Source organism: Nitrospinaceae bacterium (genome assembly GCA_018669005.1).
GTDB lineage: Bacteria > UBA8248 > UBA8248 > UBA8248 > UBA8248 > UBA8248.
In genome coordinates, this window is the sequence record JABJAL010000011.1 from 1 (window position 1) to 14,835 (window position 14,835).

General features: G+C 54.3%; 16 protein-coding genes. 12 read left to right on the forward strand and 4 right to left on the reverse strand.

What is annotated here, in order from left to right:
* The 12 genes from pilM to HOJ95_01000 form a co-directional block, all read left to right on the forward strand.
* Positions 1–762: pilus assembly protein PilM (pilM, locus tag HOJ95_00945; protein ID MBT6393246.1), on the forward strand; the 762-nt coding region annotated here is incomplete at its 5' end.
* Positions 759–1,850 carry a 3-dehydroquinate synthase gene (gene aroB / locus HOJ95_00950; GenBank protein MBT6393247.1) on the forward strand — a complete coding sequence of 364 codons (1,092 nt, stop codon included), beginning with the start codon at positions 759–761 and terminating at the stop codon, positions 1,848–1,850. The genes pilM and aroB, both read left to right, overlap by 4 nt.
* 117 nt (positions 1,851–1,967) lie before the next feature.
* Positions 1,968–2,468, forward strand: coding sequence for a 3-dehydroquinate dehydratase (locus HOJ95_00955; protein ID MBT6393248.1), 501 nt, complete (start codon positions 1,968–1,970; stop codon positions 2,466–2,468).
* The gene (locus HOJ95_00960; GenBank protein ID MBT6393249.1) at positions 2,465–3,535 is read left to right on the forward strand and encodes an aminopeptidase P family protein; all 1,071 of its coding nucleotides are present in this window, start codon (positions 2,465–2,467) and stop codon (positions 3,533–3,535) included. Before HOJ95_00955 ends, HOJ95_00960 begins: the two co-directional genes overlap by 4 nt.
* Positions 3,536–3,564: 29 nt before the next feature.
* Entirely contained in the window at positions 3,565–4,131 is a 567-nt protein-coding gene (gene efp / locus HOJ95_00965) for an elongation factor P (protein ID MBT6393250.1), read from the forward strand.
* Positions 4,132–4,327: 196 nt separating this feature from the next.
* Positions 4,328–5,458: a branched-chain amino acid ABC transporter substrate-binding protein gene (locus tag HOJ95_00970; GenBank protein ID MBT6393251.1), complete on the forward strand. Its 1,131-nt coding sequence runs from the start codon at positions 4,328–4,330 to the stop codon at positions 5,456–5,458.
* Positions 5,459–5,539: 81 nt separating this feature from the next.
* A complete protein-coding gene (locus HOJ95_00975; GenBank protein MBT6393252.1) occupies positions 5,540–6,445 on the forward strand; it encodes a branched-chain amino acid ABC transporter permease in 906 nt (301 codons plus the stop codon).
* Between the two features lie 6 nt (positions 6,446–6,451).
* On the forward strand, positions 6,452–7,636 hold the full coding sequence (locus HOJ95_00980; GenBank protein MBT6393253.1) for a branched-chain amino acid ABC transporter permease: 1,185 nt from the start codon (positions 6,452–6,454) through the stop codon (positions 7,634–7,636).
* The gene (locus tag HOJ95_00985; GenBank protein MBT6393254.1) at positions 7,633–8,406 is read left to right on the forward strand and encodes an ABC transporter ATP-binding protein; all 774 of its coding nucleotides are present in this window, start codon (positions 7,633–7,635) and stop codon (positions 8,404–8,406) included. The genes HOJ95_00980 and HOJ95_00985 overlap by 4 nt, the downstream gene beginning before the upstream one ends.
* Positions 8,399–9,103 carry an ABC transporter ATP-binding protein gene (locus HOJ95_00990; protein ID MBT6393255.1) on the forward strand — a complete coding sequence of 235 codons (705 nt, stop codon included), beginning with the start codon at positions 8,399–8,401 and terminating at the stop codon, positions 9,101–9,103. Before HOJ95_00985 ends, HOJ95_00990 begins: the two co-directional genes overlap by 8 nt.
* An 80-nt stretch (positions 9,104–9,183) precedes the next feature.
* Positions 9,184–9,798 (forward strand): NIPSNAP family protein, encoded by a 615-nt coding sequence (locus HOJ95_00995; GenBank protein ID MBT6393256.1) that lies wholly within the window; start codon positions 9,184–9,186, stop codon positions 9,796–9,798.
* 235 nt (positions 9,799–10,033) lie between these two features.
* Positions 10,034–10,651 (forward strand): NIPSNAP family protein, encoded by a 618-nt coding sequence (locus HOJ95_01000; GenBank protein MBT6393257.1) that lies wholly within the window; start codon positions 10,034–10,036, stop codon positions 10,649–10,651.
* 74 nt (positions 10,652–10,725) lie between these two features.
* On the opposite strand, the gene HOJ95_01005 is transcribed toward HOJ95_01000, so the two are convergent.
* From HOJ95_01005 to HOJ95_01020, 4 genes are read right to left on the reverse strand one after another with little or no spacing between them, the layout of a single operon-like run.
* On the reverse strand, positions 10,726–11,529 hold the full coding sequence (locus HOJ95_01005) for an undecaprenyl-diphosphate phosphatase (protein ID MBT6393258.1): 804 nt from the start codon (positions 11,527–11,529) through the stop codon (positions 10,726–10,728).
* 27 nt (positions 11,530–11,556) lie between these two features.
* Complete coding sequence (locus HOJ95_01010; protein ID MBT6393259.1) at positions 11,557–12,687, reverse strand: NTP transferase domain-containing protein; 1,131 nt, start codon at positions 12,685–12,687, stop codon at positions 11,557–11,559.
* Between the two features lie 2 nt (positions 12,688–12,689).
* Positions 12,690–13,277 (reverse strand): DedA family protein, encoded by a 588-nt coding sequence (locus tag HOJ95_01015; GenBank protein MBT6393260.1) that lies wholly within the window; start codon positions 13,275–13,277, stop codon positions 12,690–12,692.
* On the reverse strand, positions 13,270–14,649 hold the full coding sequence (locus HOJ95_01020) for a phosphomannomutase/phosphoglucomutase (protein MBT6393261.1): 1,380 nt from the start codon (positions 14,647–14,649) through the stop codon (positions 13,270–13,272). Before HOJ95_01020 ends, HOJ95_01015 begins: the two co-directional genes overlap by 8 nt.
* Positions 14,650–14,835: the final 186 nt, after the last annotated feature.

Sequence of the window (14,835 nt, forward strand, 5' to 3'; positions counted from 1 at the left end):
GAGGAGGCGGTGGCGGCCGAGGCGGATCAAATTCTGCCATTTTCCATCGATGAGGCACGCCTGAGAAGTCAAAAAATTAGAAAGGTCGAGGTGGACGGTGAGACGATGGACGAATATCTAATCATCGCCGTAAGGAAAAAAGCGATTGCCGACACGATCGATCTCTTCAAGCATCTGAAATTTGAGCCCATGCTCGTTGATTTGAATTTTCTTGCCATTGAAAGTGCTTATGCTCTTTCGGGGATGGATGAGGACGGTGAGCCCACAGCTCTTGTAGATATCGGTGCCTCTGAAACGATGATTCATATTGTTCAGGGGAGCCGTACTCTGATGACTCGCTATGTGCCTTTGGGTGGTGCATCTGTTACGCAAAAAATAGGTGAAAATTTAAAAGTAAATAGGCTTGAAGCCGAGGGAATTAAAACGGGCTCAAAACCATCTCCGAGCCCTCGGGCGGTGGCCGACGCGATTCGCTCTGAGGTCGAACGTCTTGCGCGTGAACTTGGTCGAACCTATCAGATGCATGCTCAAGCATATCCAGAGTTTCAGGTTCGGCGGATGGTGCTGAGTGGTGGTGGGGTTCACCTTGACGGACTGCCAGGCTATTTGGCTGCTTCTCTCGATATTCCCGTCGAACTAATCGAGCCTTTTCGAAAGGTGGATGTGCCCTCCAATTCATTTGATCCTGATTTCGTTGACTTGCTGTCACCCATCGCCGCTGTTGGGGCGGGGTTGGCTTGGCGTGCTATGGCTGCGGCATGAAAAACGTACGGGTAAATTTTGGGGATCGCAGCTATACGATCACAATCGGTCGCGGTGCGCTCAATAATCTGGGAAGTGCAGCAAAAAAATATTTTCCAGGTGGTCGCGCGCTAGTTGTCACAGATAAAAATGTGGGCCCTTTGCTGGGTGAGAGGGTGCTTGAATCGCTCAAGCAAGCCGGATGCGATGCCGCACTTTATGCTGTGCCTCCGGGTGAGCGGAGTAAGTCGCTTGTCCAACTGTCGAAAATATTTGACCGGCTCGCTGCACTGAAAATTGAGAGGGGCTGCGGTGTTGTTGCTCTGGGGGGCGGGGTGGTTGGCGACCTCGCCGGTTTCGCGGCGGCAACATATCTCAGGGGGCTGCCATATATCCAGGTTCCAACGACGCTGCTGGCCCAGGTGGATAGTGCCGTTGGTGGGAAAACCGCCGTTGACCACAAGGCGGGGAAAAATCTTATTGGTGCGTTTTATCAGCCGGCTGCTGTGTTCGCAGAATTGGGTGCCTTCAGGTCACTCCCCGAGCGACACTATCGCGCAGGCCTTGCCGAGGTCGTTAAGCATGCTGCGATAGGTGATCCTCGGCTCTTTAGTTTTCTTGAGAAAAATGCCGCTCGGGTGCTCAGGCGCGAGGTGGCGGTGATGGCGCATGTTGTGGCCGTGAATTGCCGCCTCAAGGCACGCGTTGTCGAGGCCGACGAGCGTGAGTCGGGCCTCCGTGAAACCTTGAATTTTGGTCACACCCTTGGCCATGCCGTTGAGTTGATGGCTGGCTACTCGGACAGTCTTTTTCATGGAGAGGCCGTGGCCATTGGAATGTCGGCGGCGGTGCGGCTGTCCTTGGCCGCCGGGCGTTGTCGTGAAGATGATGTTGAGCGCCTGATAGCTCTCATTGAGCGTTTTGGGCTACCCACGGGCATGAAAAAGCCCCCCGAGACGCGGGTGCTTAGGGCTGCCTTGGCCCGTGATAAGAAAACAAGGAAAGGTCTTCCAAAGTTCGTTCTCATGGATAAAATTGGTGGTGTGAGCACGGGACAAGAGGTTCCGGCCTCTCGGTGGCGGGCGGCGCTGGCGCTTGCTCGGCGGTAATTCCATCGTCCCCGGTGGCTGCATTCCTGGCCCCCGCTCTCTCGTTGACGATTCGGCCACCACTGGCCTACCATCCCCATTCTTAAGGTCGATTCTTGCTATATGGAAGGTGACGAGTTGCGAATTTTATTGTTGAACGGCGCGAATTTGAATCTCCTGGGAACAAGGGAGCCCGAAATTTACGGCGATACAACGCTAGCTGATCTTGAAGCCTCGCTCGCGGTTGTTGCACGCGCCGAAGGGGTGGAACTTGATTGTTTCCAGTCTAATGTCGAGGGTGAATTAGTGGACGCACTCCAGCGCGCCGGGGGCGCATTGGCCCCTGAGCAGGGGAAGCCTCCCGCTGGACGGTGCGCTGCATGCATTTTTAATCCGGGTGGATATACCCATACGAGTGTTGTGCTTAGGGACGCCATCGGTGGCCTCGACCTTCCTGTTTACGAGGTGCACATCTCGAACGTACTCACCCGCGAGGAATTTCGTCATCTTTCGATGATCGGCCCCGTATCGGCGGGCTCGTTCATTGGACTTGGCAACTATGGTTATCTCTCGGCACTACGAGCGGCTATCGACAAAAATGTAAAGGGAGAAGAGTTTCCACCGAGCGAGGCGAGATGAGCGAGCGTCTTAAGGCCCTACGGCGAAAAATGCGGAGGGAGGGCGTCTCAGCTCTTGCGGTGACTGATCTTCGGAATCTCCGCTATCTGACAGGCTTTACTGGAACTGCCGGTGGATGTTTCGTGACAGAGCGCTCGGCGGTGTTTATCACCGATTTCAGATACCGCTCCCAGGTTTCCCGCCAGGTAGATAAGGCATTTAAATTTTCTGAGCATAATCACCCGATCATTGGAATTGCTGCCGAGGCGAAAAAGAGCAGGGTGAAAACCCTTGGGTTTGAGGAATCGGCTCTTACCTACAATTTATATAGCCGGCTCAAGAAAGAGGTTCGAGGCGTTCGGCTAGTGCCTGTCCAAGGTCTTGTGGAGGGGTTGAGGCTCCTGAAAGATAAAAAAGAAGTGCGTCTCCTCCGTCGGGGAGCGAAGCTGAATAAAGAGGCGCTCTCGGAGGCTGCGTTGATGATGGGCCCCGGCGTTACAGAACTAGAAGTCTCTCTAGCGCTCGAGGTGGCTATGCGAGAGCGAGGGGCTAGTGGTCCGGCCTTTGATTTTATCGTGGCCTCGGGGACGCGGGGGGCGCTTCCGCACGGGGTCGCCTCGAGCCGATCTTTGCGTCGAGGAGATTTGATTACTATAGACTACGGGGCCGTGGTGGAAGGCTACCACGCGGATACAACCCGAGTTTTTTCGCTTGGAGAACCATCGAAGAAAGCCCAGAGAATCTACGATATTGTTCTCAAGGCGCAAATGGCGGCGGTGGATACCGTTGGTCCGAATGTGAAATGCGGTGATGTGGATGAGGCTGCTAGGCGCGTAATTCGGGAAGAGGGTTTTGGTAAGTTTTTTGGGCACGGTACGGGACACGGAGTGGGGCTGGACATTCATGAGGGCCCTCGTCTTGGGCCGGGTGTCGAGGAGCGCCTCAAGCCGGGTATGATGGTTACAATTGAGCCGGGCATCTATCTGCCGGGCTGGAGCGGCGTTCGCATCGAGGATATGGTGCTTGTCACGGAGAGGGGCAAGGAAGTTCTTACAAGAGCCATTACAAAGGACCTGGTTGTTTTATAGCGTATTATACGCAAGGAGATTGATGGCTTATGCCTTCGACAAGCGATTTTAGAAACGGTCTCAAAATCGAGATGGATGGCACACCGTTTATCATGGTTGAATTTCAGCACGTCAAACCGGGCAAGGGGGGTGCCTTTGTTCGAACGAAGCTCAAGAACCTCAGGTCAGGACGCGTCATCGAGAAAACTTTTCGCTCCGGCGAGTCGGTGGAAGCCGCCGATATCGACCAAAAAGAGATGCAATACCTCTACCGGGACGGAGACATGTTTGTTTTCATGGACACCTCGGACTACGACCAAACCTCTCTTACAAAAGAAAGTATTGGTGAGGGCGTCAAATGGCTCAAGGAAGAGTCGGTTTGTGACATCATGTTTTATAAAGGTGACGCAATTTCGGTCGATCTCCCAACATTTGTCGAGTTGGCTATTGCAGTAGCTGAGCCCGGCCTGAAAGGTGACACGGCGGCCGGGGCCACGAAACCTGCTGAACTAGAGACGGGCGCTACGGTGAACGTCCCGCTATTTCTGAACGAGGGCGATATTCTCAAGATCGACACCCGAACAGGAGAGTATATCGAACGGGTAAAATCGTCCTGAGTGGCCATGGTTGCCATCTCGGGGGAACTGGTTTTTTCTTGCCTTCGTTGAAACGCATGTTATTATTTTGATATTCCTGGGCAGATAATGTTTCTGCCTGATTGTAGAATCTTAATGCAATTCACGGGTGTTGGCCGGATTTAGCCTATTCCGATTCGAAGCCGGTCTTAAAAAATGGATTGAATGGAGGTCATAAATGTACCGGACGATAATTCGCATAGTTGTTTCCATGGTGTTTATGGCACTCCTGGCCCTTCCCTCGGGAGCGGGAGCTGCGGTGATAAAGATTGGTGTAGCTGGTCCGCTCACTGGAGATCAGGCTGCATTCGGGGAGATGTTGAAAAACGGGGCGCTCCTCGCCGTATCGGAGTGGAACAATAAGGGCGGGGTATCGGTCGGCGGCAAGAAAATGAAGGTGGAAATTCTCTGGGGTGATGACAGGCACGACCCCCGTGAAGGTGTTTCCATAGCGCATAAGTTTGTGAACTCTGGCGTGGTGGGTGTAGTCGGCCATTTCAACAGTTCTGTCTCCATCCCCGCCTCGACGGTATATGCCGAGTCCGGTGTTGTTCAGATTACCCCCGCATCGACGAACCCCAAGCTGACCGAGCAAAATTTCAATACCGTGTTCCGTGTTTGTGGGCGGGACGATCAGCAAGGAGAGGTGGCCGCCGCTTTCATCGTGGGCAAACTCAAAAAAACACGAGTGGCCATTCTCCACGATAAGACGACCTATGGGCAGGGTCTTGCAAACGAGACAAAACGTTTTCTTGAGGCCAAGGGAGTCAAGCCGGTTTTCTACAGCGGAATTATTCAGGGCGACAAAGATTTCTCGCCCGTGCTCACAGCGATGAAACAGAAAAATCCCGAAGTCGTTTTCTTCGGAGGTATTCACCCCGAGGCTATTCTTTTGGTCAAGCAGATGCGCGAGCACCTTGGCATTAAGGCTGATTTCGTCTCGGGAGACGGTGTGTTTGTCGATGAGTTCTACAAGATTGCCGGAAAATCCGCCGAGGGCAGTTATCTCACCTTCACGCCCGATCAGGCCAAGATTCCCGCCGCTAAAGGTATTATCAAAAAACACCGTGAGCGATTCGGAAAAGAGGTCGGCGCCTACACGATATACAGCTACGTGGCGGCCAACATGATTCTCTCCTCTATCGCCGAGACGGGTTCAACCAAGGGCGCGAAGATGGCGAAGTACATGCGGAGCAAGGTGTGGAGTACGGCGCTGGGTAAGATTCAGTTCAACAAAAAGGGCGACGTGCTTGAGAGTCCATATGTCTTTTGGCAAGTGCGGGGGAGTAAGTTTGTACAGATCGATTAAGAAGGCACGAGGTATGAATTCATAAACAAAAAGGGGAGACTGAAAAGTCTCCTTTTTTTGTGACTTCAAGAAAGGTGCCGCATGTTTACGCAGCAGCTTGTCAATGGCGTTGTCGTTGGTGCCGTCTACGCCTTGGTTGCGCTGGGCTATACGCTAGTCTACGGAATTCTCAAGCTCATTAATTTTGCCCACGGCGAAATCTACATGATTGGCGCCTACATTGGCATTGCGACTCTCTCCGTTCTAGGCTCGATGGGTATTACCCAATTTTCCGTCGCTCTTACCATTGTTCTCGTTTTTTTTATTCCTATGATTTATTGTGCCGCCTATGGCGTTACCATGGAGCGAGTCGCCTATCGGCCACTTCGAAACGCGCCTCGGCTCTCTCCACTTATTAGCGCCATTGGCATGAGTATTTTTCTTCAAAACTACGTTCAAGTTGCACAGGGGGCCCGGGACAAGGCGTTTCCCAACCTTCTTGCGCTGGGCGGTTTCGAGCTATGGGGCGCCTACATCAGCGGCCTGCAAATCTTTATTCTCTTGACGGCGTTAGGCATCATGGCCGCGTTACAGTTGTTCATCCAGAAAACGAAACTAGGTCGGGCCATGCGGGCGACCGCCCAGGACCGCACCATGGCCTCCCTCGTTGGTGTGGACGTTAATCGGGTCATCGCCGCCACCTTTGCCATCGGCTCGGCTCTTGCCGCCATCGCCGGGGTGATGGTGGGCATGTACTACGGTCTTGTTAATCACTACAGCGGTTTCATTACAGGGATGAAGGCATTCACGGCGGCTGTACTTGGCGGTATTGGCAGTGTGCCAGGGGCGCTTCTGGGTGGATTTTTACTCGCTATGCTTGAGAGCTTTTGGGCGGGCTATGTTTCGGCCATCTATAAAGATGTATTCGCCTTCGCCGTGCTGGTCGTCGTTCTCATCTTCCGGCCCGAGGGTCTTCTCGGCGCTTCGGAAAATACGGATAGGGGGTAGCGCGGCATGCGTATGGCATCGGTTCCCCTTGTCGGTCTCTGGTTCGCTTTTCTGGCGCTTCCCCTTTCTGGGCCCCGGGGAGCCATTGGTATTGGAATTGCCTGTGCGATATGTGTCTTGATCGTACATATCTTGCGGGCCGCCTTGAAGGCAGGACCCATAGCAGAGCGAGCCGCCCGTCTTCAAAGAGGGGCCGCACGATTTTGGGAGCGCTTCGAGGAGACGATACGCAACAAAAAATTCGCGCCTTTTTTCCTCCTCGGCCTTTTGCTGCTTCCATGGATGCTTGATCGATATTCAACGGATGTTCTTGTCGTCACGGGTATTTACGTTATGCTCGCCCTCGGGCTTAACGTTGTCGTGGGTTTTGCCGGTTTGCTCGACTTGGGTTATGTCGCTTTTTATGCTGTGGGTGCATATACATATGCACTCTTGAACGCATGGATTGGATTGTCTTTTTGGCCTGCACTTTTTGCGGGCGGTGCCCTGTCAATGATTTTTGGAATTCTTCTCGGCATACCGGTGCTTCGGCTCAGAGGCGATTACCTTGCCATCGTGACGCTCGGTTTTGGCGAAATCATCCGTCTCGTACTCAACAACTGGGACGGCTTGACCAATGGGCCGAACGGCATCCTCAATATAGGTCGCCCCTTCATTGGGACTCATAAACTTTATCAACCGATGCATTTTTTCTACCTCGTTGTTGTGCTCTGCTTTATTACGTTGTTCGTCGTTGGTCGTCTGAACCGTAGCCGCCTTGGCCGTGCCTGGGCGGCCCTTCGTGAAGATGAGACGGCGGCCGAGTGCATGGGCATTAACATTACCTATACCAAGCTGACCGCCTTCGCCTTTGGTGCCACTTGGGCAGGTGTGGCGGGAGTCGTGTTCGCCGCCAAGCAGACATTCGTATCGCCCGAGAGTTTTAATTTCTTCGAATCGGTGATTATCCTCTGCATGGTGGTGCTCGGCGGTATGGGCAGTATTCCGGGCGTCATACTCGGGGCGCTGGTGCTCACGGTGCTGCCCGAGGCGCTACGCGATTTGACCCTCTATCGCCCTATGATTCTCGGTGGGTCAATGGTTCTCATGATGGTTCTTCGGCCCCAGGGATTTATCAAGATGAGTGGCCAGCGTCTTTCTGTTGATAAGGCCCGGCTACCCGATGCGGCTCGCGAGGAGGGTGGCGCATGAGCGGCGTACGGCTTTTGGAATGCGCTGGGCTCACTAAGCGCTTCGGGGGTGTGATGGCGCTCGAATCTCTTGATTTTGAAGTGAACGAAGGCGAAATTTTGAGTCTAATCGGACCAAATGGCGCAGGAAAAACAACCGCTTTTAACGTGATCACAGGCATGTCTCCCCCAACCGAAGGGGATGTCCGACTGCACGGCGAAAGTCTCGTCGGCCTTAAACCGGATGCTGTTGTGCGGTGCGGTATCACGCGGACCTTTCAAAACATCCGGTTGTTCCGCGGAATGAGCGTTATGGAAAATGTGCTGGTAGGTCGGCACAGCAAGTTGAAAACGGGGCCTGTTGGCGCCGTTCTGAGGACTCCTGGCGCTATTGAGGAAGAGCGATCAGCTGTTGAATTTGCTTTGGCGCTTTTGTCTTTTGCAGGCATCGCGTCTCACGCCACAGATCGTGCCGGAGCGCTTTCCTATGGGGACCAGCGTCGTCTCGAAATCGCCCGGGCCTTGGCGAGCGAGCCCCAGCTTATTCTTCTCGATGAGCCCGCCGCCGGGATGAATCCCCGTGAGAAGAGCGAACTGAACGAATTGATGCTCGCCATCAGAGCGCGCGGGGTGACTGTGCTTTTAATAGAGCATGATATGAAGGTCGTCATGGGCATCTCGGACCGCATCGTCGTCATCGATCATGGCGAAAAGATTTTCCAAGGGGATCCGGCAGACGTTAGGCGGGACCCCAGGGTTCTCGAAGCTTATCTGGGGGCTTCGTATGCTTGAAGTGGATGACATTCATTTCTACTACGGGCAGATTCATGCGCTTCAGGGGGTGTCCTTTGAAGTCAGGCCGGGCAAGGTTGCTTGCCTGATCGGAAGTAATGGGGCGGGAAAATCTACGACTCTGATGTCGATCAGTGCGGTGAATCCTGTGTCGCGAGGCGCTATCCGCTTTGAAGGAGAGCCAATACATGCCCTCAAGCCTGAGCACATTGTCCAGCGAGGTATATGCCAGGTGCCCGAGGGGAGACGTATATTCCAGACACTCTCGGTGCTCGAAAATCTTGAGATGGGCGCTTTTCTTCGGAATGACGCTGAGGAGGTGAGCCGGGACCTGGATCATGTATATTCCCTGTTCCCAATTCTTTTTGAGCGCCGCCGCCAACGGGGGGGCACGCTCTCTGGCGGGGAGCAGCAGATGCTCGCCATTGGCCGGGCACTCATGGCGCGGCCAAGGCTCCTTCTACTTGATGAGCCCTCGCTTGGTCTGGCACCTAAGATTGTCGAGACAATTTTCGAGGTATTGGGAAAAATTAGGGAAGAGGGAACCGGCATTTTCCTCGTCGAGCAGAATGCGCACATTGCCCTTGGTTTCGCCGATTGGGGTTATGTCATGGAGGGTGGGCGCATTGTCATGAGTGATCGGCCCGAGGTCTTGCGCAACTCTCCCGAGGTCCGAGAGGCGTATCTGGGCGAGTAGTTAATTGTTAAGGCGCATCTCCCGCCGACGGATGGCGGGTTGTCCGACACAGAAGTTCATTTTTTGAAAAGGAGAATTCGATGATCTACGAGTTGCGGATTTATACGATTAAACCGGGCACCACGCAGGAGTATTACGAAAAATTCCACGAGTCTTTTGAGGATCGACAGAAGCTCTCTCGAATGATCGGAATCTTCCATACTGATGTCGGCGACCTGAACAAGATTATGCACATTTGGGAGTACGAGGACCACGGCCAGCGGGCCCAAATTCGCGCCGAAACCTCTAAGCACGAGTGGTGGCCGCCCCCCATCGGCCATCTGCTTGAGAACCAGACCACCAAGATCGTGACCACGCCGCCGTTTCGTCCAGAGCCTCGTCTCGGCGAGTACGGAAGCGTCTATGAGGTGCGCACCTACTCCGTCATACCGGGAAAGATTCCCAACGTAATTGAAAAATGGACCGAGAATCTGCCGCCTCGTGAGGAACTCTCCCCGCTCGCTGCCCTGTTTATGACCGAATCCGGGCCGCTTAACGAATGGATTCACATGTGGGCCTATAAGGACATGAATCATCGCACCGAGATGCGCGATAAAAGCCGCGAGCTGCCCAACTGGCCTCCCGGCTCAAGGCCCTTCCTCCTCAAGCAGAACTCTGAGATTTGGGTGCCGGGCCCCTACTCGCTCATGAAATAGAGCGGGGTGTTTGAGTAGCTTAGAGCAAGATCGTTATCAACTAGCCCTCGGTCTTTAATGTAAAGGCCGGGGGCGTTTTGTATTACCTCTGGCGCGGGCTCCTCAGTTTCGCTATTCTTAGGCGTGCACATTAATAATTTTTTTTACGGGGAGGGCGGACATTTGTCCGGGCGCGAGCCGCCACCTCCCCGGGCGATTTGTGGTTTTATGCCGATTTATTTAAAGGAGATTTTCGATGATCTACGAGATTCGTACCTACACCGTTCCCCCGAGAGGGGTTCCCGAGTATTACGACAAATTTGGCGAAATCTTTGAGCGTCGCCAGGCCATCACCCGTATGGTGGGTATGTTCCATGCTGATTTTGGCCAGCTCAACCGCATTATGCATATCTGGGAGTACGAGAATGCGGCCCACCGTGAGGAGACCCGACGGGCCGTTGCCGAGCACGAGTGGTGGCCGCCCCCGACAGGTCATCTTCTCAGGAAACAAATTACAAAAATTGTGATGACCCCCGCCTTTCGGCCCGAGCCCCGCCTCGGCGAATACGGAAGCGTCTATGAATTCAGAACCTATACGCTGTTTCCAGGCAAGCTGGGCGAGATGGCAGAAAAGTGGACCCCAAACATCGCTGCCCGTGAGGAACTCTCGCCGCTCTCGGCCGTGTTCATGACCGAGTCGGGGGAGCTTAATCAGTGGATTCATGTCTGGGCCTACAAGGATGCGAACGAGCGCAATGAAATTCGTGAAAAGACAAAGGCGATGCCCAACTGGCCCTCGCCAGCCACGGGTGAGCTCATCGAGTCGCAATTATCCGAGATTTGGATACCAGGTCCCTACTCGCTCATGAAATAGCCTGCGATTTGGAGAAAAAAGCCCCCTCCTGGGTCAAATAGGAGGGGCTTTTTTCGTTGGTTGTGTAGACCTCATTAAAAAATAAATGTCCCTACTATCCCCAAAGTCCCCAGCGCCCAACAGTAGTAGGCAAAGCCCCTGAAATATCCCCGCTGCACGTGCCGAAGCAGCCAGCGTAGCGCAATGACGCCAGCGAGGGCGGCGGCGACGGTGCCGATGATGAGGGGAATCATGTCCGATGGTGAGGCGTCGGCGAGGTGTTTCGCCTTGAGGACGAATGCGCCTCCGATAGCGGGAATCGAGAGCAGGAAGCTGAAGCGGGCGGCCATCTCGCGGTCAATACCACGAAAGAGGGCCGAGGTGATTGTCGAGCCTGAGCGCGATATACCGGGAATGATGGCGAGGGACTGAAACAGGCCAATGATGAGGGCGTCTAGCCAGGAAATCTCCGCCTCGCTCTTACCTCCGGTTTCGGAGAATTTTGAGAAGAAAAGAAGGGTGCCCGTGGCGATGAGTCCGAGCGAAGTCATGCGCGGGCTGGCGAAGAGGCTTTCGATAAAATCGTCGAAAAAAATACCCACCATTCCGGCGGGGACCGAGGCAAAGATGATGAGCCAGGCGGTGCGCAGGGAGGCGCGATCCTCGTTCTTGCCGATGAGGGATAACAGCCAGGCCTTGACGATACGCCAGGCATCCTTTCCGTAAACGGCCAGAACGGCAACAAGGGTTCCCATGTGAACAAGGATGTCGAACAAAAGTTGGGGTTTTGCGAATCCAAGGATTGCCTGGCCGAGGACGAGGTGGCCCGAACTGCTGATAGGCAAAAATTCGGTCACCCCCTGAAGGATGCCCAGCAGTACCGCATCAACCCATCCGATAGCCTCGTTCATGTTCGCTCCCCAGGGCTAGAGGTGTTGCCCGAGTCCCTTGGCCTTTAGTTGTTTAACAAGATCGCCCACGGATTGTGCGCGGTCTGCATGGCACAGTAAAAGGGCGCCTTGTGTTTCAATCACGATGAGATTTTCCACGCCAAGTGCTGCGATGAGTGGTTTAGACGAGCGAACAATAAGCCCTCGCGTCTCATCGGCCAAAACGTTCCCCTCATCGGGGATCATCCATAGATTCCCCTTCTTATCGAGGGGTAAAACTTCCCGGAGCGCTGCCCAGCTACCAACATCATTCCAGCCCATATCGGCGGGCAGGACGATAATATCGCGTAATTTTTCCATCACGGCATAGTCGATGCTAATCGATTCGGCCGCCTTGAAGGCGCGGGCGAACTCCGCAGCTTTTCTTTTGTTTAGGGCCCGGGCGGCTCGCTCTATGTGGCGAGAAGTTTCCGGTAGGCGGCGCCCGATCTCCTCAATGGCCCGTTCGGCACGCCAGATGAAAATTCCGCCGTTCCAGTAAAAGTGACCAGATGAAACAAATTTCCTGGCCCGGGCAAGGGTAGGTTTCTCCGTGAAGCGGCGGACGCCGTAGGCCTCTGTTTTTCCGGGTACCGGTAGTTTTTTCCCTCGTTCGATATAACCGTAGCCGGTTTCGGGGCCGGTGGGCTTAATGCCGAGGGTGACGACTGCATCGCGCTCCCCTGCGAGGCGGGCCGCCGCCCGTATAAGCCGTCTCAAGGTTCCGGGCCGGGCAATGTGGTGATCGGCAGGGAAAGCGGCCATCACTGCGCCGGGCTCGCGCCCCTCGATGATATGTGCCGCGAGGCAAAGGCAGGGAGCAGTGTTTCGTCCCTCGGGCTCAAGAATGACATTTCGCCGAGGAATGTCGGGGACCGTTTCAGCGATAAGGCGGCGATGTGCCACCGATCCGATGATGAGAATGCGCTCGGGCGGCACAAGGCCATTCATACGATTAGCCGATTGCGCCAGCAGAGATGCGGCTGTCTTTTTTTCTGACTTTTTTCCGGGCGGAAGTCCGCCTGGCGGCAAGAATTGTTTCGGGCGCCCGGCGCGGCTCTCGGGCCAGAAGCGCGTTCCGCTTCCGCCAGCCATGATGACGGCCCAGATTGGGGGTGTCTTTGGCATCGCTATTTCACCAGTTTAAGGAGTAGGAAACCGCCCGTTAGTAGGGCAATGAAAACAAAAGTTAGTATATTGAAATAGTGATCGATGAAGCTTCGGATGGGCCCTCCGAAATGTTTGATTAGTCCGGCTACGATAAAAAAACGGGCCGATCGGCTGACCACCGAGGCTAGAACGAACACTAAAAAACTGATACGGAAAGCCCCGGCCGATATGGTGAATACTTTGTAAGGAATCGGTGTGAAACCAGCGACGCCGACAGCCCAGGCGTCGTAGGTGCGAAAGTAGGTCTGGACGAGGAGGTATTTATCCATCGCCCCGTAGAAATCGAGTATTGGTTTTCCAATTACATCGAACAGAGTAAGGCCGATGTAGTAGCCGGCCACGCCGCCCACGACCGAGGCCGCCGAGCATATGGTTGCAAAAAAATACGCCCGCTTTGGTTTTGAGAGAGAAAGCGCCATGAGGAGCGGGTCAGGGGGAAGCGGGAAGAAAAACGACTCGGTGAACGAAAGGGTCGCTAGCGCTGGCGTCGCATAGCGCGAATCCGCCCAGCCGAGTACCCAGTCGTAGAGCCGTCTGATGTTATTCATTTGGTAGTTTCACCGAAGGAAAACGCCCGAGTTGCTCGAAAACCTCTTGCCTGTATGCGTCGAGGGAGGCATGGTCCTCGGCCTCGAAGCGGCAGACGATGACGGGTTGTGTGTTCGAGGCACGAACGAGTCCCCAGCCTTTCTCAAAAATGATTCGGGCACCGTCTACTTCGATGGTCTCGTATCTGGATCGAAAGTGCGCGCGAAGCGTATCGACAATTTCGAATTTTTCTTTATCCGTGCATTCAATCCGAAGCTCAGGAGTTGAAATCGATGCAGGTATATGAGCCATTCTTTCGGCGAGTGTTTGATTGCCGGATGCCACAAGGTGGAGAAGTCGGCCCGCCGCGTATATGGCGTCGTCGTAGCCGAGATAGCCGTCCGAGAAAAAAATGTGGCCCGAAAGCTCGCCGGCAAGCGGTGCTTTTTCTTTGACGAGATTCGCACGGACCAAGGAGTGGCCGGTAGGCGACATCACGGGGCGACCACCCATAGATTTGATCGCGTCGGCGAGGCGGGAGGAGCATTTTACGTCAAATACGATTGCCTCCCCGGGTCGACGCGCCAAAATGGGCTCAGAGTAAAGGATTAGTAATTCATCGCCCCATATGATGCGGCCATTTGAATCGACGGCGCCGATTCGATCTCCATCGCCGTCGAGTGCGATGCCAACTTCCGCCCCTGTTTTCCTTACTGTGGCGATTAGCATTTCGAGATTTTTCGGAATTGTTGGGTCGGGATGGTGGTTGGGGTATGTGCCGTCGGGCTCGCAGTATAGCTCGACGACTTCGGCTCCGATGGCGCGAAGAGCGTCTCCGGCTATGGGCCCTGCGACGCCGTTCCCAGCGTCAAGCACCATCTTGACTGGCCTCTGGAGGGTAAGATCTTTCGCTACGCGGTCGATGTATTCGGCGTGAATGTTTTGCTCGGAGAATGTGCCAGGCGACTCAGCGGTGTGAAGACGACCCTCTTCGATGATTCGTCGTATTTCCTGTATTTCATCACCGTGAATTGATTCGTTGCCGCGCGTTATTTTAAAGCCATTAAATTCGGGCGGATTGTGGCTTCCTGTAATCTGAATGCCGCCGGCGACATCGAGGTGGTGTGTTGCGAACGATAGGCAGGGAGTGGGACCCATGCCCACGCCTACGACATGGCAACCAGAGGCGCACAGGCCCTCTCGAAGGGCCTCGTAATAGCATGGTGACGAGAGGCGATTGTCACAGCTGATGGCAATTTTGGGTCCCTGTTTGCCACTGAGGTGGGTGCCGAGGCTTTGCCCAATAATTTTGACAATTTCCGGGGAAAGGTCCGTATCAACAATGCCGCGTATATCGTATTCACGGAAAATCAGAGGATTCAGCGGTACCACAAAACACTCCGGTGGGCAGAAAAGCACAAAATGAGTTGATAGGGCGAGCCCGTGGATTATGGCATTGCCCTAAGCCTGGAGCAAGGCAATCTCCCTCCAATTAGGCCTAAAGTAAGAGTAAAAGAGTGTGTGCCTAAAGGAATGTGGTTGTATAATGATCAGGTTGGTGGCTTGCCCTTGAATAAG